We start from the raw sequence: 23,955 nt of genomic DNA, 5'->3' as shown, positions 1-23,955 counted from the left end.
CTCCTCCTCCGGCGCGCCCTGACGCGCCGGCTCCCCCGTCCGCGCGCTCCCTCATCCCTGGTCGGAGCGTCCGGTCTCCTCGGCGCGCCCGCGCGCCGCCCTCCTCACCCGAAGGAACCGCCATGACCACCACCGTCCCCTCCCGGAGGCTCCGCGTCGCTCTCGTCGGCGCCGGCTACTGGGGCCCGAACCTCGCCCGGAACTTCTCCGCCAGCGCCGACTGGGAGCTCGTCGCCGTCTGCGACCTCGACCCGATCCGGGCGCAGAACGTCGCCCGTGCCAACGGCGACGTGCCCGTGCTGCGCTCGCTGTCCGACGTGCTCGACCTGCCCGGTCTCGACGCGATCGCGATCGCCACCCCGGCGCGCACCCACCACGCCATCGCCATGGCCGCCATCGCCGCGGGGCTGCACGTGCTCGTCGAGAAGCCGCTGGCCGACTCCAGCGTGCTCGGGATCGACATGGTCAACGCCGCCGAGCGCGCGGGCGTCGTGCTGATGGCCGACCACACCTACTGCTACACCCCGGCCGTGCTGAAGATGAAGGAGCTGATCGCCGCCGGCTCGCTCGGCGACGTGCTCTTCGTCGACGCGGTCCGGATCAACCTCGGGCTGATCCAGCCGGACGTCGACGTCTTCTGGGACCTCGCCCCGCACGACCTGTCGATCCTCGACTTCATCATCCCCGGGGGCCTGCGCCCCGGGAACGTCGCCGCCCAGGGCTCCGACCCGCTCGGCTCCGGCCGCGCCTGCGTGGGCTACCTGACCGTCCCGCTCGGCCAGGGCGCCATCGCCAACGTGCACGTGAACTGGCTCAGCCCGACCAAGATCCGCCGGATGGTGATCGGCGGCTCGCGGCGCACGCTGGTCTGGGACGACGTGAACCCGCAGCAGCGCCTCAGCGTCTTCGACCGCGGGGTCGACCTCGGCACCTCGCTGCGCGGCGGCACCTCCCGTCGCGACGCGGCGATCTCCTACCGCCTCGGCGACACCTGGTCGCCCGCCCTGCCCGAGCGCGAGCCGCTCGCCGACATGGTCACGGAGTTCGCGACCTCGATCTCGGAGCGCCGTGCGCCCCGCACCGACGGCCGCGCCGCCCTGCGCGTCCTCAGCGTCCTGGAGCAGGTCAGCGACCGGCTGCTCGACGCCGGCCAGGTCAGCCGCACCACCGCTCCGGCGGTCCGCATGGAGGAGGCGTCGTGGCTGAGCTGACCCCCTCCCCCGTCTCGCTCGAGGGCGCGGCCGTCCTGGTGACCGGCGGCGCCGGCACCATCGGCTCGACGATCGTCGACCGCCTCCTGGACACCGGCGTCAGCCGCGTGGACGTGCTCGACAACCTGGTCCGCGGACGCCGCGAGAACCTCGAGCGCGCGCTCGGCGACAGCCGGGTGCACCTGATCGAGGGCGACATCCGCGACCGCGACGCGGTCGACGCGGTCGTCCGCGGCAAGGACGTCGTCTTCCACCAGGCGGCGATCCGGATCACGCAGTGCGCGGAGGACCCGCGCCTGGCCTTCGACGTGCTCGCCCAGGGCTCCTTCACCGTCTTCGAGGCGGCGGCGGCGCACGGCGTGGGCCGCGTGGTGGCCGCGTCGAGCGCGTCCGTCTACGGTCTCGCGACGCAGTTCCCGACTCCCGAGAGCAACAACCCCTACGCCAACGACACGATCTACGGCGCAGCCAAGGCCTTCTCGGAGGGCATGCTCACCAGCTTCGGCGCGATGTCGGGCCTGCGCTCGACGGCGCTGCGCTACTTCAACGTCTACGGACCGCGGATGGACGTGCACGGCCTCTACACCGAGGTGCTCGTGCGCTGGATGGAGCGGATCGAGTCGGGCGTCCCGCCGCTGATCATGGGCGACGGCCTCCAGACGATGGACTTCGTGCACGTGGACGACGTCGCGCGGGCCAACGTGGTCGCGGCGACGGCCGGCCGCGACGGCGCCTTCAACATCGGCACCGGGGTCGAGACCAGCCTGCTGCAGCTCGCCCGCACCCTGCTGCACGTCATGGAGTCGGACCTCGACGTCGACTTCGCGCCGGCGCGCTCGGTGAACGGCGTCACGCGGCGCCTCGCCGACACCCGGGCGGCCCGCGACGAGCTCGGCTTCACCACCGCGTTCGATCTGGAGAGCGGTCTGCGCTCGCTGGTCGAGTGGTGGCGCGCCGAGCGGGCCGACGCTCCCGTCCTGAGCGGAGCGACCCGATGAGCGGCGCGGCGAGCACCGGGCGCATCGACGTGATGCGCCCCTGGCTGGGCACCGAGGAGAGCGACGCGGTCGCCGAGGTGATCGCGTCCGGCTGGATCGCGCAGGGCCCCCGGGTCGCGCGGTTCGAGGCGGCCTTCGCCGAGGCGATGGGCGTCGGCCACGCGGTCGCGCTGTCCAGCTGCACCACGGCCCTGCACCTCGGGCTCGTCGTCGGCGGCATCGGCGCCGGGGACGACGTCGTGGTCCCCTCCTTCTCCTTCATCGCCACCGCGAACGCGGTCGTGCACGCCGGCGGCCGCCCCGTCTTCGCCGATGTCGACCCGGTCACCGGGAACGTCACGGCGGAGACGATCGCCGCCGCGCTGACCCCGGCCACCCGCGCGGTGATCGCGGTCGACCAGGGCGGCGTCCCGGTCGACCTCGAGCCGATCCGCGCGCTCTGCGACCCGCTCGGCATCCTCGTCCTCGAGGACGCGGCCTGCGGTGCGGGCTCGCGCTACCGGGGCCGCTCCGTCGGCGCCGGCGCGGCGCTGACCGCCTGGTCGTTCCACCCGCGGAAGCTCCTCACCACCGGTGAGGGCGGGATGCTCACCACCGACGACGCGGACCTCGCGGCCCGCGCGCGGAAGCTCCGCGAGCACTCGATGTCGGTGTCGGCGGCCGACCGGCACGGCAGCGTGCTCGCGGCGCCGGAGCACTACGAGGAGGTCGGCTTCAACTTCCGGATGACCGATCTGCAGGCGGCCCTCGGCCTCGTGCAGCTCGGCCGGCTGCCGGCCCTGATCGAGCGCCGGCGCGCCCTCGCGGCGCGCTACGCCGAGGCGTTCGCCAACGTCCCCGGCCTGCGCACGGTGACGGATCCGGAGCACGGCACGAGCAACTTCCAGTCCTTCTGGATCGAGGTCGGCGACGACTACCCGCTCGAGCGCGACGGCCTGATGGCCGAGCTCGCCTCGCGCGACGTCTCCGCGCGGCGCGGCATCATGGCCGCCCACCGCCAGCCGCCCTACCGGCAGCACCCGGGCGCCGACCGCCTGCCGGTCACCGAGCGCCTGACGGATCGCACGCTGATCCTGCCGCTCTTCCACGCCCTCACCGAGCAGGACCAGGACCGGGTGATCGAGGCCGTTCTGGCTCCGGCCCGCCTGGCCCGCGAGCACGAGACGGCGGTCCTCCGTGCGTGAGCTCATCCTGGTCGGCGCGAGCGGGCTGGCGCGGGAGACCCTCGCGCTCCTCGCCGCGAGCGGCAGCCACCGCGTGATCGGCGTCGTCGACGACGGCGCCGCGCGCTGGGGCACCGAGCTCGCGGGGGTCCCCGTGATCGGCGGCTTCGATGCGATCACCGCGCACCCCCGCGCCGAGATCGCGGTCTGCGTCGGCCACGGCAGCGGCCGGGCGCGGATCGTCGAGCGCCTCCGCGCGCTCGGCGTGCACGACCACCGCTACGCCCGCCTCGTGCACCCGAGCGTCCACGTGCCCGACGACTGCCGGATCGGCGCGGGGAGCATCCTGCTCGCCGGGGTCGTGCTGACGGCCGATGTCGCCATCGGCCGCCACGTGGTCGCGATGCCGAACGTCACGCTGACGCACGGCGACCGCATCGGCTCGTTCGCCACCCTCTGCGCCGGGGTCATCCTCGGCGGCGGCGTGCGGGTGGGCGAGGAGGCGTACCTGGGCATGGGCGCCTCCGTCCGCGAGCGCTCGCGGATCGGCCGCCGGGCGACGCTCGGCATGGGCGCCGTGCTGCTGCGCGACCAGCCGGCCGGCGAGACCTGGCTCGGCGTCCCCGCCGGGCCGCGGATCGACTCCGACGACGTCCGGCGCGCGGACAGCACCCTCGAGGGGGCGAGCGCATGAGCGCCGTCCGCGGGCACCGCTTCCCGGCGGTCCCCCTCGCGGGACCCGCGCCGCTCGTCTCCGTCGTGATCGCGGCGGTCGACGGCACCCCGTGGGCGGCCTCGCTGGCGAGCGTTCTGGCGCAGCGCGGCGTGAGCCTGGACGTCGTCCTCGTGACGGACGCGGATCCGGATCTCGACGACGAGCGCGTGCGCGTCGTCGCGGCGGAGAGCGGGACCGGCACGATCGCGGCGCGGAACACGGGCCTCCGCCTGGTCCGCGGCGAGTCCGTGCTGGTGCTGCCGAGCACCGACGAGCTGACCGACGGGGCGCTCGAGCGCGCCGCGGCGCTGCTGGCCGCGCACTCCTGGGTGGGCGCCGTGCACGGCGAGGCCGAGATCTCGGTGCGACCGGCGACGGCGCCCACCGGGCGTCTCGACTGGACGCTCTGGAGCGGCGCCGAGTGGATCGAGCGCACGAGCCGGCACGGCTCCGATCTGCTGCGCGACCACGCCTTCCTGGTCCGCCGCTCGATCGCCGACGCGCTCGGCGGCTACGCGGAGGACCTCCCGCGCACCGCCGATCTCGATCACGGGCTGCGCCTCGCCGCCCTCGGCGGGATCGGCAGGGTGAACGGGGTCGTCCAGACCCGCTGCAACCCGGAGCCGAGCACCGATCCGCTGGCGGAGCTGCGCGAGCGCCACCGGATGATCGAGCACTTCTTCGCCGTCGCGGGCCACGACTCCTCCGGGCGCCGTGCCGAGGGCGGGGACCGGCGCGCGCAGGCCGGCCGGGCCCTCGCTCAGGAGGCGATGGGCTGGGCTCTGCGCAGCCGCGCCTCCGCCCGGCCGGAGGACCAGGCCGAGGGCGCCCGCTTCGCCTCGGTCGCCGCCGAGTGCTGGCCGGCGGTCGTCGGCTCGGCCGAGTGGCGCCGCTTCGTCCGCCGCGGCGAGCGCGCGCGGAGGCCGCTCTCGTGACCGCCGTGCAGTCCCCGCCCACCGCGGCGGGCCGCAGCCGCATCGCGTCGGCGCTGGGCTGGAGCGCGCTCAGCACGATCGCACTCCGGCTCGGCAGCCTGGCCCTCGGGATCGTGCTGGCCCGCGTGCTGGCTCCGGAGGCGTTCGGCGTCTACGCGCTGGCGCTCACCGTGCAGTCCGTGCTGATGGCACTCTCCGACTTCGGCCTCAGCACCGATCTGATCCGCTCGAGCGACCCGGAGCGGCGCGCGCCGACCGTGGCGGTGCTCGGCCTCGTCCTCGGCGGCACCCTCGGCGCGGCGATGGCGGCGTCGGCACCGGCGATCGCCGCGGCGACGGGCACGCCCGAGACCGCGGGAGTGCTCGCGGTCCTCGCGATCACCCTGCCGCTGGCGGGGGCCGGAGTGGTCCCCTACGCCGCGCTGCAGCGCCGCTTCGCCCAGCGGCCCCTGTTCCTGATCGCGGCCGTCGACTTCGTCGTCTCGACCGCGATCACCCTCGCCCTGCTCGCCGCCGGCACCGGCGTGGTGGCGCTGGCCGTCGCCCGCGTCGTCGCGCAGACCTGCACGATGGTGCTGCTCTTCGTGGCGGCCCGCGAGCGGCCGCGCCTGGGCTGGGACTGCTCCGTCGCTCCCTCCGCGCTCCGCTTCGGCCTGCCCGTCGCGATCGCCAACCTCGTCTCCTGGGGCGTGCTCGGCACCGACAAGGTCGTGATCGCCGGGCTGATCGATCCGGTCGCCCTGGGGTACTACGTCCTCGCCTTCAACATCTCCACCTGGCCGATGACGGCGGTGGGCCAGGTGGTCCGCTCCGTCGCGCTGCCCGCGTTCTCCCGGGCGCACGAGGACGGCCGCCCGCTGCCCGTCGCCGCCGCGACCGGACTGACCTGGGCGCTCGCCGCTCCGCTCGGCGCGCTGCTCGCCGCCCTCGCCGCACCGCTCGTGCACGTCGTCTACGGCGCGCAGTGGGCTCCCGCCGCCGCGGCCCTGGGGCTGCTCGGCATCGTCGGCGCGCTGCGCGTGGTCGCCGACCTCTTCAGCTCCGCCGCTCTCGCGCGGGGCGGCTCCGGCCGCGTCGCGATCGTGCAGGGCGTGTGGTTCACGGCCCTCACGCTCGCCCTGGTGCCCGCCGTGCTGGGCGGCGGCTTCGTCGGCGCCGCCTGGGCGCAGGTCGCCGTGGCCGCGCTCGTCGTCGGCCCCGTCTTCGCGTGGCTGCTGCGCTCGATCGACGTCGACCTCCGCGCCGTCGGCCGCTCCCTGCTGCCGCCGGCGCTCGCCGCCGCGGCCGCCGCCGCCGGCGCCCTCCTGGTGCCGCTCGGCCTCGCCGCCGTCGGCCTCGACGCCGACTGGCTCGCCCTCCTGCTGGGCGGCGCGACCGGCGGCCTGATCTACCTCCTCCTCCTGCGGACCTGGCTGCTGCGCCGCGTCCGCGAGCTCACCTCCGACCGAAGGATCCCGTCATGACCACCGAGCCGATCGTCCCGCTCGCCGATCTGCACCTCCAGCACCTCGTCGTCGCCGACGTGATCCGCGAGGGCTTCGACCGCGTGCTCGCGGACTCGTCCTTCGTCCGCGGTCCGGACGTGACCCGCTTCGAGGAGGAGTTCGCCGCGTACTGCGGCGTCCGCCACAGCATCGGCGTCGGCAACGGCACGGACGCGCTGGAGCTCGCCCTGATGGCGCTCGAGCTGTCCCCCGGCGACGAGGTCCTCGTGCCGGCGAACACCTTCGTCGCGACCGCGGAGGCCGTCGTCCGCGCCGGCGCCCGCCCGGTCTTCGTCGACTGCGACGACGACTACCTGATCGACGTCGCCTCCGCCGCCGAGGCGCGCACTCCCCGCACCCGCGCGGTGATGGCCGTGCACCTCTACGGGCAGTGCGCGCCGGTGGAGCGGCTCGCCGCGGCGCTCGGCGACGACGTGCGCATCGTCGAGGACGCGGCGCAGGCCCAGGGCGCTCGGCGCTTCGGCGCGCGGGCCGGCTCGCTCGGCGCGATCGCCGGCACCAGCTTCTACCCGGGCAAGAACCTCGGCGCCTACGGCGACGCGGGCGGAGTGATGACCGACGACGACGAGCTCGCCGCGGCCGTCCGCCGGCTCGGCAATCACGGCGGCCTCAGCGCCTACCGGCACGACGTCGTCGGCACCAACTCGCGGCTCGACTCCCTGCAGGCGGTCGTGCTGAGCGCGAAGCTCGCGCACCTCGACGAGTGGAACCAGCAGCGCCGCGACGCCGCCGCGCGCTACGCGGAGCTGCTGGACGGCGTGGAGGAGCTCGTCCTCCCCCGCACCGCGCCCGGCAACGAGCACGTGCACCACCTGTATGTCGTGCGGACGCCCGAGCGCGAGCGCCTGCGCGCGTCGCTCGCGGAGGCCGGCGTCGCCACCGGCGTGCACTACCCGACCCCCGTGCACCAGCTGGCCCCCTTCCTCCCCGAGTCCGGTCGTCCGCAGCCGCTGGCCCGCGCCGAGGCGTTCGCCGGGCAGCTGATGACCCTGCCGCTGTTCCCCGGGATCACGGCGGCGCAGCAGGAGTACGTGGCGGAGTCGCTCGTCTCCGCACTCCGCGGCACCGCCGCCGCCGCCGCCTCGAGCCCGGCGGGGGTGCTGTCGTGACGGCCGCCCTCGCGGTCTCGACGCGGCGCGGACGCGCGGTGCCCGTCGAGGACGTGGACACCTCCGACGCCACCGTCTCGGTGCTGATCCCGCTGCACGACTACGCGCAGTTCCTGCCCGCGGCCGCGGCGAGCGCCCTCGGCCAGACGGGCGTCCGGGTGCAGCTGGTCATCGTCGACGACCGCTCCACCGACGACTCGCTCGCGGTCGCCCGCTCCATCGCGGCCGGGGACGACCGCGTGCTGGTGCTCGCGAACCCGCGGAATCTCGGTCCCGTCGGCAGCGTGCTCGCCGCGCTGGCCGTCGCGACCGGCGAGTTCTCCTGGTACCTCGACGCCGACGACGTGATCGCTCCCGGCGCCCTGGCCCGCGCGGTCGCCGTCGCCCGCGCCCACCCGTCGGTCGGGCTGGTCTACGGCCACCCGGTGCACTTCCCCGACGGTGCTGAGCTGCCGACCGCGCGGACGACCCCGACGTCGTGGCTGCTGTGGTCGGGCGGCGACTGGCTGCACGAGCGCTGCCGCACGGGGCTGAACGTGATCACCTCCCCCGAGGTGCTGGTGCGCCGCTCGGTCCTGGACCGGGTCGGCTGGCCGCGACCGCTGCCGCACACCTACGACATGGAGCTCTGGCTCCGGCTGTCGGCCGCGTCGGACGTCGCCTACATCCAGGGCGTCGATCAGGCCTGGCACCGCGAGCACGCGGGGAGCCGCTCGGACACGGTGACGCCGCTGCACGACCTGCGCGAGCGGCTGCTCGCCTTCGAGACCTTCTTCGCCGCACCGGGCGGCCCGCTCGAGCACCGTGACGAGCTCGAGCACCTCGCACGCCGCGCTCTCGCCCGCGACGCCCTCGTGAAGGGGGCCCAGCGCTTCGACAGCGGGGGCTCCACCGCGAGCGATCTCGAGGAGCACCTCGGCTTCGCGCACATGGTCTACGGCGACGCGGCGCGGCTGCCCGAGTGGGAGCGGCTCCAGTCGCGCCTGCTGAGCGCGCCGAGCGACCGCTTCTCCCCGCGCTTCGTCGCGGAGCGGGTGCTGCGGCGTCTGCGCACCGACCGGTCCTGGCGCCGCTGGCACCGCGAGGGGAGCTTCTGATGCGCGCCTCCCGCGTCCCGCGCGAGCTCGTCCGCCGCCTGCGCAGCACCGGCGGCCGCGATCTGCTGCAGCGCGCCGTCCGCGCGCTCGGCGACCGCGTCGGCGTCCGCGAGCTGGACATGCCGCTGCTCCCCGGCGACATCGCCGACTCCGGTCTGCTCCACCTGCCCGCCGCCCCGGTGCGCGCGGAGGGTCCCGCCTCGATCGGCTGGATCTGCACGCCGCCCGATCGGGGCTCCGGCGGTCACACCACCCTGTTCCGGATGGTGCAGGGCCTCGTCGAGCGCGGCCACCGCGGCACCCTCTTCCTCTACGACCGGCACGGCGCCGACTTCGAGACGCGCGCCGCGATCATCCGCGCCGGCTGGCCCTGGCTCGACGTGGACATCCGCAGCATCGACGACGGCGTGACGGGCGTCGACGCCGCCGTCGCGACCTCGTGGGAGACGGCGCACGTGCTCGCCACCCGCGGCACGGCGCCGATGGCCCGGCTCTACTTCGTGCAGGACTTCGAGCCGTTCTTCCACCCCCGCGGCACCCTCGCGGCGCTCGCGGAGGACAGCTACCGCTTCGGCTTCCGCACCATCGCCCTCGGCGAGATGGTCCGCTCGCACCTCGACGCGATCGACGTGCCGAGCGAGACCGCCCCGTTCGGCTGCGACACCGCCACCTACACGCTGGAGAACCCCGACGGCGAGCGCTCGGGCGTGGTCTTCTACGCCAAGCCCGCCGCCGACCGCCGCGGCTACCTCCTCGGCCGGCGGGCGCTCTCGCTCTTCCACGCCGAGCACCCCGACGTGCCGATCCACGTGTACGGCACCGCGCCCGGAGCGTGGGACGTGCCGGTGATCGAGCACGGCACCCTCGCGCCGCGCGAGCTCGCCGCGCTCTACAACCGCTGCTCGGCCGGCCTCGCGCTCTCCTTCACCAACATCTCGCTGGTGGCGGAGGAGCTGCTGGCCTGCGGTGCCGTCGCCGTGGTGAACGACGCCGTCGACGCCCGCGCCGACCTCCCGCACCCCGGCGCGAGCTGGGCCCGCCCGACCCCGGCGGGCATCGCGGAGGCGCTCGGCCGCGCGGTCGTCGCCGCCCGTCCCGGCCGCGAGGTCGCCGCCGGCGTCCGGCACGGCTGGGGTCCCGCGCAGGAGGTGGTGGAGCGCGTCGTGCTCGACGAGCTCGCGCGCCGCTCCGTCACTCCCCTCGCCGCCGCCCCCGCCCCGGCCCTCGTGCCCGAGGTCGCCCCCGACCTCGTCGGCACCCTCACCCTCGTTCCCGCACTCGCCCCCGCTCGATCGGACAGCCGACCATGACCATCGCATCCCCCCGCCGCGTCGTCCTCGGCGGCAGCCCCGTCGACCTCGCCCGGCACGAGGAGGCGGTCCGCACCATCGCGGACCGCGCCGCCGCCGCGCACGACGCCCCGCTGGGCGTCCTCTCCGTCAACGTCGACCACGTCAACCACTTCGGCCACGGCGGACGCTGGCAGCACGTCCTCGAGCGCCGCGCCCTGCCGCCCGTCGAGCCGCCGACCCTCGTCCTCGTCCCCGTGGCGGAGGGCTCGCCCGAGTGGACCGCCGCCTCCGTCGCGGAGGACGCCCCGGTCCGCCCGGTCGAGTGGCTCTCCCTGATCGACGGCAGCCCGATCGCCAAGCAGGCCGAGCGCCTGACCGGCTCCGCCTGGCCGCGGCTGGCCGGCAGCGACCTGATCGGCCCGCTGCTGGACCGCGCCGCGACCGACGGCGTCCGCGTCGGCGTGCTCGGCGGCTCCGAGGCCGCCCAGTCGCGGCTGCGGGCGCGCCTGGCCGAGGAGCGGCCCGACCTGGTGATGGCCGGCCTGTGGTCCCCCTCCCGCGAGGAGCTCGCCGACGCCACCGCCAACGCGGCGCTCGTCGACTCCATCCGCGCGGCCGGCGTCGACCTGCTCATCGTCGGTCTCGGCAAGCCCCGCCAGGAGCTCTGGATCGACGAGCACGGCCCGCGCACCGGCGCGCACGTGCTGCTGGCCTTCGGCGCGGCGGTCGACTTCCTCGGCGGCTCCGTCCGGCGGGCCCCGCAGTGGGTCGCCGACCGCGGAGTGGAGTGGCTGTGGCGCCTCGCCCTCGAGCCGCGCCGCCTCGCCCGCCGCTACCTCGTCGAGGGCCCGCTCGCCTACGCACGCCTGCGCCAGCACAGCACGACCGCGCCGCAGACCGGCCCCGCCCTCCGCGGCGGCCCGCACCTGCTGCCCGTGCCCGTGCCCGTGGAGCTCGGCCGCTTCGTCGGCCCGGGCGAGCGCGCCGATGTCGCGGCCCTCGTCGTCAGCTACCGCTCCGCCGCGACCATGGAGCGCCTGCTCGCCAGCCTGCGCGCCGAGGCGGCGACGGGCCTGCGGATCCGCGTGGTCGTCGTGGACAACGCCTCCGACGACGGCTCGCTCGCCCTCGCGGCGGCGCACTCCGACGTGATCGCCGTGGACGCGGGTGCCAACGTCGGCTACGCGGCGGCCATCAACATCGCTCGCCGCCACGCGGGCGACGCCGGCGCGCTGCTCGTCCTGAACCCCGACCTCGTCGTCCTGCCCGGCGCCGTCTCCGTGCTGCTGGACCGGATGGACTCCTCCTCGGCCGGCATCGTCGTGCCGCTGCTGCGCGACGCCACCGGCGCGGCGTCCCGCTCGCTCCGCCGCGAGCCGACCCGCCTGCGCGCCCTCGGCGACGCTCTGCTGGGCGACCGCGTGCTCGATCGCCCCGCGTTCTCCAGCGAGACCGACAGCGACCCGGAGAGCTACCGGCACGCCCACCGGATCGACTGGGCGACCGGCGCCGCGATGCTGATCGACGCGCTGGTCGCCGCGCGCCTGGGCGACTGGGACGAGCGCTTCTTCCTCTACTCCGAGGAGACCGACTACTTCCGCCGCGCCCGCGAGCTCGGCGCGGAGGCGTGGTTCGAGCCCGCCGCCCAGGTCGTGCACGACGGCGCCGGCTCCGGCTCGTCGAGCGCGCTCGGTGCGCTGCTCGCCGTGAACCGGGTGCGCTACGTGCAGAAGTTCCACGGCGCGCTGTACTCCGGCACCTTCCGCCTGGTGGTCCTGGCGGCGGAGTCGGCCCGCAGCCTCCTCCCCGGCGACCGCGGCCGCGCGCACCGGCACGCGGCCCTCGCCCTCGCGGTCGGCGCCCGGCTCGCGGCACTCCCCTCCGGCGCCCCGGCCCGGCCCGTCGCCGCACCGCACCCCAGCGGCTCGGTCGTCGTCCCCGCGCACGACGAGGAGGCGGTGATCGCCCGCACCCTGGCCCCGCTGGCCGCCGCCGCCGCGAGCGGCGCCCTCGAGGTGGTCGTCGTCTGCAACGCCTGCACCGACCGCACCGCCGAGATCGCGCGCGGCTTCGCCGGCGTCACGGTCGTCGAGATCGCCGAGGCGTCCAAGACCGCGGCCCTCAACGCCGGCGACGCGGTGGCCGCCACCTGGCCGCGCCTCTACCTGGACGCCGACGTGGGCGTCACCGCCGACGCGGTCTGGACCGTCTTCGACGCCGTCACCCGCGGCGGACTGCTCGCCGCCCGGCCGACCGCGGTCTACGACGCCACCGGAGCGGACCCGCTGGTGCGCGCCTACTACCGCGCCCGCTCGCGCACCGCGTCGCTGCACACCGCGCTCTGGGGCGCCGGCGGCTACGCGGTGAGCGGCTCCGGCCACGAGCGCATCGGAGCCTTCCCGGCGCTGATCGCCGACGACGAGTTCGTCGACGGCCGGTTCTCGGTCGCCGAGCGCGCCGTCGTCGCCACCGCCCCCGCCGTCGTCCAGGTGCCCCGGAGCGCTGCGAGCCTGCTCGGCGTGCTCCGGCGCACCCAGCGCGGCAGCGCGGAGCTCGCGGCCGCCGTCCCCGACGGCGAGCGCCGCTCGTCCGGCACCGCCGTCCAGGTGCTGCGGTCCGCGCAGGGCCCGATCCAGCTCGCCGACGCGGCCGTCTACCTCTGCTTCGCCCTCGCCAGCCGGCTCCCCCGTCGGCAGGGCGCGCAGGGCCGCACGGAGTGGACCCGCGACGAGACCACCCGTCGGCCCGGCGCCGCGCGGTCGGAGGGCTGACCGGTGACCACCCCGATCGAGCGGACCGGACCCCCGACGCTGCTGCGCCTGATCCCCTACGCGCTGTTCCTCTTCCCCGCGGACCAGGTCCTGGCGCCGCTGGGCGCGTCCGGCTCGGTGGCGATGGTGCTCGCCCTCCTGCTCACGGGGGCCTGGGCGGCGTCGGCCCTGCTCGGGCTGCACGACCCGATCCCGATGCGCCACCCCGGGCGGGCCGCTCTGGCGCTCCTCCTGCTGGTGAGCATCGCGTCGTACGTCCGCTACACCAGCGGCGACACGGTGCCGCGGACCGGCGAGGGGCAGCTCAGCGCCGACCGCTGGCTGCTGCTGCTGCTCGCGTCGGCCGGCATCGCCCTGGTGACCACGCAGAGCGTGCGCACGCTCGAGGACGCCCGGGTGCTGCTCGGCTCGCTGGTGAACGCGGCGTCGCTCTGCGCGATCGTCGCGGTGATCCAGTTCACCACCCACACCGACCCGGTCGATCTGATCCGCGGCGTCATGGTCGGCTTCGTCGACAACGGCGGCAGCACCCCCTTCCAGGACCGCGACGGGCTCACCCGGGTGGCGGGCACGACCTTCCACCCGATCGAGCTCGCCGTCGTCTCGGCGATGCTGCTCCCACTCGCCGTCTGGCGGCTGCTCTACGACCGGCGGACCCCGCGGGTCCTCCTCGCCGGCTCCTGCGTGCTGCTGGTCACCGCGCTGGCGCTGACGGTCTCCCGCTCGGGAGTGCTCTCGCTGGTCGTGGGCGCCGCGGTCTGCGCGGTCTTCCTGCCCCGGGCCGCACGGAGGTGGGGATACGTGATCGCACCGATCGCCGTCGCCGCGTTCTTCGTCGCCACCCCGGGTCTGCTCGGCACCCTCACCGGCTCGATCGGCGCGGGCACCAGCGACTCCTCCATCACCAACCGCCTCGACAACTACCCGCGCGTGGCGGCCCTCGTCGCGCACCAGCCCTACCTCGGCACCGGCCCGGGCACCTACCTCCCGGACAGCGCCCTGCTCATCCTCGACAACCAGTACCTCGGCGCCGCCATCACGCTCGGGCTCCTCGGCGCCGCCGCGGTGCTCGCCTACTTCGGCGTCCCGGCCCTCTTCGGGCTGATCGCCGCCCAGTTCGCGCAGGACCCGCGCCTGCGCGCCCTGACCGGGAGCGTCGCCGCCTCCGCGACGGTCGCCGCGGTCGCCTCCGCCACCTTCGACTCACTGGGCTTCCCGGTGTTCGCCCTGCTGTTCCCGTTCGTGCTCGGCCTGTCCGGGAGCTGCTGGCTCCTCGTGCGCGCCGAGCTCGCGCTCCCCTCCGCCCCGCGCTCGGACACTCCCGTCCCCTCCCGCGGCGAGATCGATCACGTCTCAGAAAGGCTGTCCTGATGGACCCCGTCTCCGTCCTCCGCACGCTCTGGCGCCACCGCCTCCTCGCGGGTGTCGTCCTCGTCCTCACCGTCGCCGCGATGGCGTACGTGCTCGTGCTGTCCCCGCGCACCTACGCCTCGACCGCGACCTACGCGCTCGTCAACCCCAAGCTCCCCACCACCGCCGAGCTGGAGGCGGATCCGGCGGTCGCCGCGCTGAACTCCGACAACCCCTACCTGCGCTCCTCGGACAACTCGCTCGCCGCGCAGGTGCTCGTCACCGTCCTGAACAGCGACGAGACCGCCGAGGCGCTCGCCGCCCAGGGGCTCAGCACGCAGTTCGCGGTCGAGCGCTCGGCCTGGTCCGGCCAGGGTCTGCTGCTCAGCGTGACGGCCGACGCCCCCACGGCCGACGGCTCGCTCGCGACGACCACCGCGCTCGGCGACCGACTCGTCGACACCCTCCGCGGCATCCAGACCGTCAACGGCGCCGACGACCGCTACCTCTTCACCGCGCTCGAGGTGCAGACCCCCGGCAAGGCGGTCGAGCAGATCTCGGACCGGCTCCGCGCGGTGATCATGGTCGCCGTCGGCGGCATCGTGCTCCTCTTCGGCGCGATCTCGATCGCCCGCGCGGTCGAGGGCCGGCGCTCGGCCAGGCCGGGGCCCTCGTCAGGGCCGTCGCACGCCGCCCGCCCGGCGCTCGATGCGGCGATCGCGGCCCCGGTCGCCCCCGCGGCCCCCGCTCTCGTCCGGCCGCGCACACCCGTCCCCGAGCGCAGCGGCCTCGCCGGCACCCGGCGCTGAGCGCTGTGCGCGGCGGAGCGACGGGGCCTTGACCCGGGGCCGGTCCCGGTCTCAGAGCCGGCTCAGCACCCCGTCGCGCTCGACGTACTCCTCCGCGGTCTCCGGGCAGCGCCAGAGCGCGCCGTCCGGCCCGTCGCCGGCGGCCTCGAGGCGAGCGCCGGCGCGGCCGACCCAGCCGACCCGCCGGGCGGGCACCCCGACCACGAGGGCGAAGGCCGGCACGTCGGCCGCGACCACGGCGCCGGCCGCGACCATCGCCCAGGCCCCGATCCGGACCGGCGCGACGCAGACCGCCCGCGCGCCGATCGCGGCGCCCTCCTCCACGACGACGCCGACCGCGTGCCAGTCGTCGGCGGACTTCAGCGCACCCTCCGGAGTCACGGCCCGCGGCCGCAGGTCGTTCGTGAACACCACGGCGGGGCCGACGAAGACGCCGTCGCCCAGCACGGCCGGCTCGTAGACGAGGGCGTGGTTCTGGATCTTGCAGCGGTCGCCGACCACGACCCCCGGTCCCACGTAGGCTCCGCGGCCGATCACGCAGTCCCGGCCGACCCGCGCGTCCTCGCGCACCTGCGCGAGGTGCCAGACGAGCGTCCCGTCGCCGATCCCGGCCCGCGGATCCACGTCCGCGGACGCCTCGACGCGCGCCGGCCGCAGCGAGCGCCCGAAGCAGACCGAGTGCTCGGAGCCGATGTACGAGCCGAAGAGCGGGATCGGCGCGTAGCGCTGCCGCGTGTAGAAGCGGATCGCGTCCGGCTGCAGCGTCCCCGTCTCGAGCACGAGGCGCACGGCCCCGCGCTCGCGGGCCTTCTCCTCCAGCGCGGCGAGCACCGCCGCGGCGACGCCGGACCCGCGGGCGGCGCGGTCGACGAACATCCGCTTGACCTCGACGACGTCCGCGCCGAGCACCGTCTCCGGCAGCGGCCGCAGTCCGCCGCACGCCACCGCGGCTCCCGCCTCGTCGAGCGCGACGAGGAACACGGGCACGTCCTCGGCGGACGGCGGCGTCCCCGGCTCGTGGTCGTCCGAGCCGTAGCGCTCGTCCAGCTCGACGCGCTGCGCCGCGCGCAGGCTCTCGGCCCGGGGATCCGCCCACTCGACCTCGACGATGCTCCAGCCCATGGCTCCTCCTCCGGCGCGCGCGGCGAACCCGCTCAGCGGGTCCATCCTGCCCTGCGCCGCCCCCTGCACCACCCGCCCCGCCCCGCCCCGCCGCGAGCGGCTCCTGCGCCGTCCTAGACTCGCCCCATGCCCGACGACTCCGCCCCTCTGCCCGCGCCCGGCTGGTATCCGCACCCCGCCGACCTCGGCGCCGAGCTCTACTGGGACGGAGCGGCCTGGACCGACCGCTCGCGCCCCGCCGCGCCGCCCGCTCCCGCCTACGGCACGCCCCCGCAGCCGGACGCGCCCGAGCAGTCCCCGTACGGCGAGCCCGCCTACGGCGACCCCGGCCACGGTGCCGGCGCCGTCCCGCAGTACCCCGCCGCCCCCGGCTACGGCCAGACGCCCGACTACGCTCAGACGCCCGCCTACGGCGCCGCCCCCGGCTACGGCACCGCCCCCGCGCGCCGCAACACCCTCGCGATCGCGAGCCTCGTCCTCGGCATCGCGAGCCTCCTGGTCAACCCGCTGCTCGTCCCGTCGATCCTCGCGATCGTCTTCGGCGTCCGCGGCCGGGCCGCCTCGGTCCAGCTCGGCGGCCGCGGCTTCGCGTCCGCGGGCCTGATCACCGGCATCATCGGCATCGCCTTCGGCGCGCTGTCCGTCCTCGGGCGCATCGCCGGGATCACGAGCTGACCGCCGTGCGCGGGCGGAGCGCCCCCTGGCTCTTCGTCCTCGCCGTCGCCCTGGTGGCGCTGGTGCTGCGCGGGCCGATCGTCGCCGTCGCACCGGTCATCGACGCGATCCGCGACGACCTCTCGCTCTCGTCCGGCCAGGCCGGCGTCCTCACCAGCATCCCGGTGCTCTGCTTCGCCCTGGCCACGCCGCTCGCCCTCCTGGTGATCCGGCGGGCCGGACCGGACGCGGCCGTCACGATCACCGTGCTCGGCGTCGCGCTCGGCACGATCCTGCGCTCGGCCGGCGACGTCGCGCTCGTCGTCGCGGGGACGATCGTCATCGGCGTCGTCATCACGATCGGCAACGTCGTCGTCCCCGTCGTCATCCGCCGCGACATCGCGCCCGAGCGCGTCGACCTCACCACCGGCGTCTACACCGCGGCGCTCAACATCGGCTCGACCATCACCTCGCTCGGCACCGCGCCCCTCGCCGTGGCGCTCGGCTGGCGCGGCGCGCTCCTCGCCTGGCTCGCGCTCAACGCCCTGGCCATCGCCGGCTGGCTCCTCGCCCGCGGCCCGGCCCGGGCGCTGCGCCCCGCGCCCCGCCCGCCCGTCGCCCGCGGCCCCCAGGAGCCGGCGCCGCGGATCTGGCGCAGCGCCACCGTGCTCGCCCTGGCCGTCTGCTTCGCCAGCCAGGCCTTCTCCTACTACGGCGTCACCGCCTGGCTGCCCTCGCTCCTGGTCGACACCAACGGCTTCTCGATCGAGGCGGCCGGAGCGAGCTCCTCCGTGTTCCAGATCGCCGCGATCATCGGCGCCCTCGGCGTGCCCCTGGTGGTCCGCCGGCTCCGGCCGCTGGGCAGCATCGTCCTGATCGGCGTGCTCTGGTGCACGGTCCCGCTCGGCCTGCTCCTGGCGCCCCAGCTCTGGGCGCTCTGGTGCCTGCTGGGCGGTGCGGCCCAGGGCGGCGGCATCACCGTCGTCTTCGTCCTGCTCGTGCGGCTCTCCCGCTCCGATCGGCACGCCTCTCGGCTCTCCGCCACGGTGCAGGGCCTCGGCTACGCCGTCGCCGCGACCGCCCCCACGGTCATCGGACTCGCCCACGACCTCACCGGCGGTTGGAGCGCGCCGCTGCTGATCGTCCTCACCGCCACCTGCTCCTTCCTCGCCTTCGGGATCCTCGCCGCGACCCGCCAGGGCCGCACCGTCTGAGAGCGCTTCCCGCTCGGATCCCGCAGCGCGGCGTCAAGGGGCCTCCCTCGGGACCCGCGGGGCAATAGCGTGTCCGGCATGGCCGAGAAGAGCACGACCCGCGAGAAGACCGCGCCCGAGCCCGACGACGCGCGCAAGCCCGACGACGTCACCGACATCACGAAGCGCTCCTGGCTCTACGTCCTGAAGAAGACCGGCCGCGAGTTCGGCGCCGACCAGTGCACCGACCTCGCCGCCGCGCTGACCTACTACGCCGTGCTGGCCCTGTTCCCGGCGCTGCTCGCGATCGTCTCCGTGCTCGGCCTGTTCGGCCAGGCCCAGGCAACGACGCAGACCGTGCTCGACCTGGTCGGCAACCTCGCCTCCGCCGAGGTCGTCGACCTGCTGCGCGACCCGATCGAGTCGCTGGTGAACTCCCCGGCCGCCGGTGTCGCCTTCGTCACCGGCCTCCTCGGCGCCCTCTGGTCCGCGTCCGGCTACGTCGGCGCCTTCGGCCGCGCGATGAACCGCGTCTACGAGATCGACGAGGGCCGCCCGTTCTGGAAGCTGCGCCCGACCATGCTCGGCGTCACCGTCGTCACCGTGGTCCTCATCGTCGTCGCCGCCCTGATCCTGGTGCTCAGCGGCCCGGTCGCCACCGCCGTCGGCGACGTCGTCGGCCTCGGCCCCGCCGCGCTGTCGGTCTGGAACATCGCCAAGTGGCCGGTGCTGATCGTCATCGCCGTCCTGACCATCGCGATCCTCTACTACTGGGCGCCGAACATCCGCCAGCCGAAGTTCCGCTGGATCAGCACCGGCTCGATCCTCGCCCTCTTCATCTGGCTGCTCGCCTCGGTCGGCTTCGCCTTCTACGTCGCCAACTTCTCCAACTACAACAAGACGTACGGCTCCCTCGGTGGCGTGATCGTCTTCCTGCTCTGGATCTGGATCACCAACATCGCCCTGCTCTTCGGCGCAGAGTTCGACGCCGAGCTCGAGCGCGGCCGCGAGCTCCAGGCCGGCATCGCGGCGGAGGAGACCATCCAGCTGCCCCCGCGCGACACCGCGGCGAGCGACAAGAAGGCGAAGGTGCACGAGAAGGACGTCCGCGACGGCCGCTGGCTGCGCCTCTCCAGCGAGAACCGCGGGCAGAAGGGCCCCTCGCAGGACGACGACGGCGCGAAGGAGACCGAGGAGGCCGCCGAGAGGAAGTGACGGCCGGCGACGCGCGCGCCGCTCAGGACTCCAGGCGCCACAGCTCCCGGTAGTACTGCGCGCGGCGCTCGTCGGACTCGATCCCGTACTCCTGCAGCAGCAGCGGCGCGAAGCCCTCGCCGTAGTTCCAGCCCAGGCTGACCGCCGCGACCGCGAGATCCGCCCAGCGGTCCCCGACGCCCAGATCGCCCACGTCGACGCTGGCACTCCAGCGTCCGTCCGCGCCGATCAGGGTGTTCGGGGCGCAGGCGTCCCCGTGCACCACGACCGGCTCCGGCACGGGAGGAGCCGCCCCGAGCACGTCCGGGCGACGGTCGAACCACGAGTCCCCGCGGAGCGCCGCGGGCACCTCGGCCACCGGCAGCGCGTGCAGCGCCCGCAGGCCCGCCGCGATCGCCCGGACGGCGTCCTCCGGGCGGGCGATCCACTCCGGAGCAACGGCGCTCGTCCCGACGAGCGGCGCGGTCAGCAGCCACTGCGCCTCGGCGTCCTCGCCGCGCTCCAGCACGCGCGGCACCGGATGCCGACCCGCGACCCACTCCAGCCGGAGCGCCTCCCGCCCGAGATCGACGCCACTCGAGCGCGGATTCCACTTCAGGAACCCGTCCCGCACCCGGAAGGTCAGCCCGTCCAGCTGATTCCGCCACACCAGCGCCGGCACCGCACCCCCGTTCATCGCCACCGCGACCGCGGGCACCCGCACCCCCGCCATCGACGTCTGCCTCCCCAGATCCGGCCCACTCACCCCCTCATCCTCCCCCTCCCCCTCTTCTCTTCCCGCGAGATGCCACTTGTGCACGCTCTCCACGGCGTGTCGCGTGCACAAGTGGCATCTCGCGGCGGGGAGGGGGGACGGGGAGGGGAGGGAGGGGTCAGCGGAGGTAGCGGAGGAGGAGGGTGTCGCCGGCGGCGAGGACGTGGGCGAGGCGCATGTCGCGGGCGGTCGCGGTGCCGCGGGCGATGCGGCCGGCGTCGCCCGACTCGAGGGAGGGGCTGATCGTCAGGCACAGCTCGTCGACGGCGTCCGCGGCCAGCAGCGTGCCGAGCAGCCCCGGGCCGCCCTCGCAGTGGATCCGGGCCAGCCCGCGCGCGAGGAGCTCCTCGCGCAGCCGCGGCACGTCCAGGGCGTCCTCGCCGCAGACCAGCACGTCGGCCACCTCCGCGAGCGCCGCCCGGCGATCCGCCGGGGACGCCGCGGTCGTCACCACGATCGGCCGCACCGGCGCCTCGGTGAAGAGCCGGTCCGCCGGATCGAGGTCGAGCGACCCCGACACCACCGCGAACACGGGGTGCGGCGGCAGCCCCGCCGCCGTCCGCGCCGCCGCCCCCTCCTCGCCGAGCACCATCGGCCCGTAGCCCTCGTTCCGCACCGTGCCGGCCGCGACGAGCACCACGTCGGCGAGTCGCCGCAGCAGGTCGAACACCCGGAGGTCCGCCTCGCCGCCCAGCGCCCCCGACACGCCCTCGCGCGTCACCGCGCCGTCGATGCTCGAGACGAAGTTGACCCGGAGCCACGCGTCGCCGGCGCCGTCCGCGTACGCCGCCAGCAGCTGCCCGTCGTCGAGGTCCGCGGCGGGCGCCGGCCGCAGCCGGTCGATCGCCGCGCTCACGCGCCCACCGCCGTCGCGCCGCTCGCGCCGGCCGTGCCCGCAGACCCCGCCGCCGTCGCCGTCGCCGCCGCCGCCACCGCCGCCGGATCCGCCGCCGTGTTGTGGCGCAGGAACGCCGGCGCCCGCCAGCCCAGCACGGCCTCCGTGAGCCGCACCGCGTCGACCGCCTGGCGCACGTCGTGCATCCGCACGATCCGCGCCCCGTTCAGGATGCAGATCACCGCCGCCGCCAGCGATCCCTCCAGCCGCTCCCCCTGCGGCCGGTCCAGCGTCTCGCCGATGAAGTCCTTGTTCGACACCGCCGCCAGCACCGGGAGCCCGAGCACCCCGAGCTCGCCCAGCCGCCGCGTCAGCTCCAGCGTGTGCAGCGTGTTCTTGTTCAGATCGTGGCCGGGATCGACGATCAGCCGGTCGTCGGGGACGCCCGCCGCCCGCGCCCGCTCGACCCGGACGCGCAGGTGCTCGATCACCTCCGCCACGACGTCGTCGTACTGCGGCGCCACCGGCTCGCTGCGCGGCGCACCGACGCTGTGCGTCACGACGAGCTGCGCCGAGGACCCGGCCAGCACCGCGAGCATCCCCGGATCGTGCAGCCCGCTGGTGTCGTTGACCACGGAGGCGCCCTCGGCGATGCTCGCGCGGGCCACCTCGGCGCGCGTCGTGTCGACCGAGATCACCACGTCGCTGCGCTCGTGGATTCCGGCGACCACCGGCACCACCCGGTCCAGCTCCTCCTGCAGTGAGACGGCGGGCCCCCGCCCGAACGGCACCCCGCCGATGTCGACCCAGTCCGCGCCCTGCTCCGCGGCCCGCACGGCGGCCTCGACCGCCCGGTCCAGCGCGAAGGTGGAGCCCTTGTCGTAGAAGGAGTCGGGCGTGCGGTTCACGACCGCCATCACCGCGACCTCGCGCTCGAAGTCGAATGCGCGTCCACCGATCGTGCGCCTCATCGTCGTCGTCCCTCCGGCTGCCCGCGCCGAGCGAGCGTCGGCGCCGCTCACCCTAGACGAGCCGCATCGGCGAGGGCTGCGGCGGCAGCAGCGGCAGCGGCGCCGCGTCCTCCAGCAGCACCTGGAAGAGCTGGTGGTCCTGCCACTCCCCCGCGATCCGCAGGTATCGCCGGGCCACGCCGATCCGCTCGAAGCCGTTGCGCTCGAGCACCGTCTGCGAGCCGACGTTGTGCAGCAGCGTGCCCGCCTGCACCCGGTGCAGCCGCAGCTCGTCGCGGGCGAGTCCCAGGGTGGCGCCGACCGCGCGGGTCATCACGCCGCGGCCCTCCAGCTCGCCGTCGACCCAGTAGCCGAGGTCCGCGCTGTCGAAGGCGCCGTGCACGACGTTCGAGAGCGTCACCCGGCCGACCAGCTCGTCCCCGCGCTCGAGGACCAGCGGGAGCAAGGCACCCGACCGGTGCGCGTGCAGCGCGTCCGCGATCGCGTCGGTCTGCCCGCCCGCCTCGAAGAACCGTGCCGAGCGCAGCGGCTCCCACGGCGCGAGCCGGCGGCGGTTCCGGCGGTAGGCGGCCGCGAGCGCGGGGCCGTCCTCGCGGGCGATCAGACGGAGGACGGTGCCGTGACCGACGGCGATCGAGGCTGACACCCTGCGAGGCTAGACCGACCCGGGCCGTCGGCGCACGGACTCCGGGCGGTTAACGCAGAACACCCCCGGCCGGAGCCGGGGGTGTCCTGAGTGGTGGGCGATACTGGGATCGAACCAGTGACCTCTTCCGTGTCAGGGAAGCGCGCTACCGCTGCGCCAATCGCCCGTTGCCCCAGAAGGAGCACCTCGTTCGGTGAACGATCGAGGTGGATACGGGATTCGAACCCGTGTATACGGCTTTGCAGGCCGCTGCCTCGCCTCTCGGCCAATCCACCGTGTACGGGATTCGGTGTCGGCGGCCCCTCATGATTCCTCGAGGCCGACCTGGTGAAACACCGGCCCGGGGGCCGGTTCTTCGAGCGGATGACGAGATTCGAACTCGCGACCCTCACCTTGGCAAGGTGATGCGCTACCACTGCGCCACATCCGCATGATGTGTTGGAACACTGTCTTGCTGCCACTTGCTATTTGCTACTGCCTTGCCTGTCTCCCCGGCGCTTTCGCTGCCCGGCTCGACCTAGAAGACTGTATCCGAACGCCGCGCGAAGTTCCAAATCGACGGCGCACCGATTCGGGCTCCGCGTCTCGCGAGCCGCGTCTTTCCGCGCGAAACCGCCCCGCAACCCGCTGTTCACCCGGGCGTGGCGCGCCCGTCCTGGTGCGCCGGGGCGTCGCGGATCCGCTACGATCGATTCTCGGGTCGTCCACAAGACGGCTGTCAGGGCGATTGGCGCAGTTGGTAGCGCGCTTCCTTCACACGGAAGAGGTCATCGGTTCGAGTCCGGTATCGCCCACTCCCTCTCCTCTCCTCCCTCTTCCGCATCTCCACCCCGCGGAGGCACCTCGTGATGGGTCGCTCGCACGCCGTCTCCGGCGCGCTCGCCTGGTCCGTCGCGACCACCGTCCCGGCTCTCGCCGCACCGCTCGGCCTCGACGGCCTGCCGCCGGACCTCCGGCTGGTCGGCCTCGGCGTCGCCGCCGGCTGGGCGCTCGTCCCCGACGCCGATCACGCCCGCGCGACGATCTCGCGCTCCGCACCCGGCGCCTCGCTCCTCACCGCGACCGCGGGCCGCATCAGCGGCGGGCACCGGCACGGGATGCACTCCCTGCTCGCCGTCGCCGTCGTCTGGTACCTGATCCCGATCCTGGTCGCCCTGCGCTTCCCGGTGCCGCTGGTGGGTCCCGTGTCCCTCGCCGCCGTCCTCACGCTGCCGGCCCTCGCCTTCGCCGCGAAGGCGGTGCGGGCCGCGCCCTCCTGGCCGATCGCGTGGGCGGGCGCGGGCGTCGTGACCGCGCTCCTGGTCGCCCTCGCCGACGGCACCTGGGCCTGGCTGCAGGTCGCCGCGACACTGGGTTACCTCGTGCACGTCGCCGGCGACGCGCTCACCACCGAGGGGATCAACTGGCTGTGGCCGCTGCGGATCCGCTCGCCGCGCTGGGTGCGGCGGACGCCCGTGCTGCGCCGCCTCTGGACCTCCGGCGGCTACGCGGCGGTCCCGGTGCTCGGCTCGGCCGGCTCGTGGCGCGAGACGATCCTCTACTGGCTGATGTCGGCCGCCGTGATCGTCCTCACAGCCGCGCAGCTGACCGAGCTGCTCTGACGGGCGACG

21 protein-coding genes, 4 tRNA genes and 1 pseudogene are annotated in these 23,955 nt (G+C 75.2%); 17 read left to right on the top strand and 9 right to left on the bottom strand.

The window, feature by feature from the left end:
• Positions 1-122 precede the first annotated feature (122 nt).
• From HQQ82_RS18065 to HQQ82_RS18010, 12 genes are read left to right on the top strand one after another with little or no spacing between them, the layout of a single operon-like run.
• Positions 123-1,211: a Gfo/Idh/MocA family protein gene (locus tag HQQ82_RS18065; protein ID WP_173235496.1), complete on the top strand. Its 1,089-nt coding sequence runs from the start codon at positions 123-125 to the stop codon at positions 1,209-1,211.
• Positions 1,199-2,209 (top strand): SDR family NAD(P)-dependent oxidoreductase, encoded by a 1,011-nt coding sequence (locus HQQ82_RS18060; protein ID WP_367948010.1) that lies wholly within the window; start codon positions 1,199-1,201, stop codon positions 2,207-2,209. Before HQQ82_RS18065 ends, HQQ82_RS18060 begins: the two co-directional genes overlap by 13 nt.
• The gene (locus HQQ82_RS18055) at positions 2,206-3,393 is read left to right on the top strand and encodes a DegT/DnrJ/EryC1/StrS aminotransferase family protein (protein ID WP_254071629.1); all 1,188 of its coding nucleotides are present in this window, start codon (positions 2,206-2,208) and stop codon (positions 3,391-3,393) included. Before HQQ82_RS18060 ends, HQQ82_RS18055 begins: the two co-directional genes overlap by 4 nt.
• Complete coding sequence (locus HQQ82_RS18050; protein WP_173235494.1) at positions 3,386-4,066, top strand: acetyltransferase; 681 nt, start codon at positions 3,386-3,388, stop codon at positions 4,064-4,066. The genes HQQ82_RS18055 and HQQ82_RS18050 overlap by 8 nt, the downstream gene beginning before the upstream one ends.
• Entirely contained in the window at positions 4,063-5,022 is a 960-nt protein-coding gene (locus HQQ82_RS18045) for a glycosyltransferase family 2 protein (protein ID WP_173235492.1), read from the top strand. The genes HQQ82_RS18050 and HQQ82_RS18045 overlap by 4 nt, the downstream gene beginning before the upstream one ends.
• Complete coding sequence (locus tag HQQ82_RS18040; RefSeq protein ID WP_173235490.1) at positions 5,019-6,485, top strand: oligosaccharide flippase family protein; 1,467 nt, start codon at positions 5,019-5,021, stop codon at positions 6,483-6,485. The genes HQQ82_RS18045 and HQQ82_RS18040 overlap by 4 nt, the downstream gene beginning before the upstream one ends.
• Positions 6,482-7,636 (top strand): DegT/DnrJ/EryC1/StrS aminotransferase family protein, encoded by a 1,155-nt coding sequence (locus HQQ82_RS18035; RefSeq protein WP_173235489.1) that lies wholly within the window; start codon positions 6,482-6,484, stop codon positions 7,634-7,636. Before HQQ82_RS18040 ends, HQQ82_RS18035 begins: the two co-directional genes overlap by 4 nt.
• Positions 7,633-8,733: a glycosyltransferase family A protein gene (locus tag HQQ82_RS18030; protein ID WP_173235487.1), complete on the top strand. Its 1,101-nt coding sequence runs from the start codon at positions 7,633-7,635 to the stop codon at positions 8,731-8,733. The genes HQQ82_RS18035 and HQQ82_RS18030 overlap by 4 nt, the downstream gene beginning before the upstream one ends.
• The gene (locus tag HQQ82_RS18025; protein WP_216848751.1) at positions 8,733-10,043 is read left to right on the top strand and encodes a glycosyltransferase family 1 protein; all 1,311 of its coding nucleotides are present in this window, start codon (positions 8,733-8,735) and stop codon (positions 10,041-10,043) included. The genes HQQ82_RS18030 and HQQ82_RS18025 overlap by 1 nt, the downstream gene beginning before the upstream one ends.
• On the top strand, positions 10,040-12,796 hold the full coding sequence (locus HQQ82_RS18020; protein ID WP_173235485.1) for a WecB/TagA/CpsF family glycosyltransferase: 2,757 nt from the start codon (positions 10,040-10,042) through the stop codon (positions 12,794-12,796). Before HQQ82_RS18025 ends, HQQ82_RS18020 begins: the two co-directional genes overlap by 4 nt.
• Positions 12,797-12,799: 3 nt before the next feature.
• A complete protein-coding gene (locus HQQ82_RS20695; RefSeq protein ID WP_173235483.1) occupies positions 12,800-14,167 on the top strand; it encodes an O-antigen ligase family protein in 1,368 nt (455 codons plus the stop codon).
• Positions 14,167-14,955, top strand: a complete 789-nt coding sequence (locus HQQ82_RS18010; RefSeq protein WP_173235481.1) for a chain-length determining protein — start codon at positions 14,167-14,169, stop codon at positions 14,953-14,955. The genes HQQ82_RS20695 and HQQ82_RS18010 overlap by 1 nt, the downstream gene beginning before the upstream one ends.
• Positions 14,956-15,006: 51 nt before the next feature.
• Here the strand turns inward: HQQ82_RS18010 and HQQ82_RS18005 are convergent, their stop codons facing one another.
• The gene (locus HQQ82_RS18005) at positions 15,007-15,612 is read right to left on the bottom strand and encodes an acyltransferase (protein ID WP_173235871.1); all 606 of its coding nucleotides are present in this window, start codon (positions 15,610-15,612) and stop codon (positions 15,007-15,009) included.
• Positions 15,613-15,693: 81 nt separating this feature from the next.
• Positions 15,694-16,077: pseudogene (locus HQQ82_RS19620) on the bottom strand (GNAT family N-acetyltransferase); the annotation flags it as partial.
• 126 nt (positions 16,078-16,203) lie between these two features.
• Here HQQ82_RS19620 and HQQ82_RS18000 point away from each other — a divergent pair.
• The 3 genes from HQQ82_RS18000 (at position 16,204) to HQQ82_RS17990 (ending at position 19,139) form a co-directional block, all read left to right on the top strand.
• Positions 16,204-16,752 carry a DUF4190 domain-containing protein gene (locus HQQ82_RS18000; protein ID WP_173235479.1) on the top strand — a complete coding sequence of 183 codons (549 nt, stop codon included), beginning with the start codon at positions 16,204-16,206 and terminating at the stop codon, positions 16,750-16,752.
• A gap of 5 nt (positions 16,753-16,757) precedes the next feature.
• On the top strand, positions 16,758-17,945 hold the full coding sequence (locus tag HQQ82_RS17995) for a CynX/NimT family MFS transporter (protein ID WP_367948009.1): 1,188 nt from the start codon (positions 16,758-16,760) through the stop codon (positions 17,943-17,945).
• 78 nt (positions 17,946-18,023) lie between these two features.
• Positions 18,024-19,139, top strand: coding sequence for a YihY/virulence factor BrkB family protein (locus HQQ82_RS17990; protein ID WP_216848750.1), 1,116 nt, complete (start codon positions 18,024-18,026; stop codon positions 19,137-19,139).
• 22 nt (positions 19,140-19,161) lie between these two features.
• Here the strand turns inward: HQQ82_RS17990 and HQQ82_RS17985 are convergent, their stop codons facing one another.
• From HQQ82_RS17985 to HQQ82_RS17955, 7 genes are all read right to left on the bottom strand, one after another.
• Complete coding sequence (locus tag HQQ82_RS17985; protein WP_367948008.1) at positions 19,162-19,884, bottom strand: phosphotransferase; 723 nt, start codon at positions 19,882-19,884, stop codon at positions 19,162-19,164.
• A gap of 127 nt (positions 19,885-20,011) precedes the next feature.
• Positions 20,012-20,749, bottom strand: coding sequence for a pyrimidine reductase family protein (locus HQQ82_RS17980; RefSeq protein ID WP_367948007.1), 738 nt, complete (start codon positions 20,747-20,749; stop codon positions 20,012-20,014).
• Entirely contained in the window at positions 20,746-21,699 is a 954-nt protein-coding gene (folP, locus tag HQQ82_RS17975) for a dihydropteroate synthase (RefSeq protein WP_173235477.1), read from the bottom strand. The genes HQQ82_RS17980 and folP overlap by 4 nt, the downstream gene beginning before the upstream one ends.
• Positions 21,700-21,751: 52 nt before the next feature.
• Positions 21,752-22,345, bottom strand: coding sequence for a GNAT family N-acetyltransferase (locus HQQ82_RS17970; RefSeq protein WP_173235476.1), 594 nt, complete (start codon positions 22,343-22,345; stop codon positions 21,752-21,754).
• A 91-nt stretch (positions 22,346-22,436) separates the two neighbouring features.
• Positions 22,437-22,511: transfer RNA gene (locus HQQ82_RS17965), tRNA-Val, on the bottom strand.
• Positions 22,512-22,549: 38 nt separating this feature from the next.
• Positions 22,550-22,620 (bottom strand) — tRNA-Cys (locus tag HQQ82_RS17960).
• 83 nt (positions 22,621-22,703) lie between these two features.
• Positions 22,704-22,775 (bottom strand) — tRNA-Gly (locus HQQ82_RS17955).
• Positions 22,776-23,066: 291 nt separating this feature from the next.
• Between HQQ82_RS17955 and HQQ82_RS17950 the strand changes: the two genes are divergently transcribed.
• Both HQQ82_RS17950 and HQQ82_RS17945 read left to right on the top strand, forming a co-directional pair.
• A tRNA-Val gene (locus tag HQQ82_RS17950) sits at positions 23,067-23,139 on the top strand.
• 54 nt (positions 23,140-23,193) lie between these two features.
• Entirely contained in the window at positions 23,194-23,946 is a 753-nt protein-coding gene (locus HQQ82_RS17945; RefSeq protein WP_173235474.1) for a metal-dependent hydrolase, read from the top strand.
• Positions 23,947-23,955 lie beyond the last annotated feature (9 nt).

Source organism: Rathayibacter sp. VKM Ac-2856 (assembly GCF_013205055.1).
Lineage (GTDB): Bacteria > Actinomycetota > Actinomycetes > Actinomycetales > Microbacteriaceae > Rathayibacter.
Note: the sequence above shows the minus strand (reverse complement) of the source record. Positions and strands in the feature narration are given on the sequence as shown.

Bases quoted from the DNA above. Each gene is read 5' to 3' on its own strand.
- HQQ82_RS18000 (WP_173235479.1), top strand. From the start codon at position 16,204: ATGCCCGACGACTCCGCCCCTCTGCCCGCGCCCGGCTGGTATCCGCAC.
- HQQ82_RS17990 (WP_216848750.1), top strand. From the start codon at position 18,024: ATGGCCGAGAAGAGCACGACCCGCGAGAAGACCGCGCCCGAGCCCGAC.
- HQQ82_RS18035 (WP_173235489.1), top strand. From the start codon at position 6,482: ATGACCACCGAGCCGATCGTCCCGCTCGCCGATCTGCACCTCCAGCAC.
- HQQ82_RS18025 (WP_216848751.1), top strand. From the start codon at position 8,733: ATGCGCGCCTCCCGCGTCCCGCGCGAGCTCGTCCGCCGCCTGCGCAGC.
- HQQ82_RS18055 (WP_254071629.1), top strand. From the start codon at position 2,206: ATGAGCGGCGCGGCGAGCACCGGGCGCATCGACGTGATGCGCCCCTGG.
- HQQ82_RS18020 (WP_173235485.1), top strand. From the start codon at position 10,040: ATGACCATCGCATCCCCCCGCCGCGTCGTCCTCGGCGGCAGCCCCGTC.
- HQQ82_RS18065 (WP_173235496.1), top strand. From the start codon at position 123: ATGACCACCACCGTCCCCTCCCGGAGGCTCCGCGTCGCTCTCGTCGGC.
- folP (WP_173235477.1), bottom strand. From the start codon at position 21,699: ATGAGGCGCACGATCGGTGGACGCGCATTCGACTTCGAGCGCGAGGTC.
- HQQ82_RS17945 (WP_173235474.1), top strand. From the start codon at position 23,194: ATGGGTCGCTCGCACGCCGTCTCCGGCGCGCTCGCCTGGTCCGTCGCG.
- HQQ82_RS18045 (WP_173235492.1), top strand. From the start codon at position 4,063: ATGAGCGCCGTCCGCGGGCACCGCTTCCCGGCGGTCCCCCTCGCGGGA.
- HQQ82_RS18010 (WP_173235481.1), top strand. From the start codon at position 14,167: ATGGACCCCGTCTCCGTCCTCCGCACGCTCTGGCGCCACCGCCTCCTC.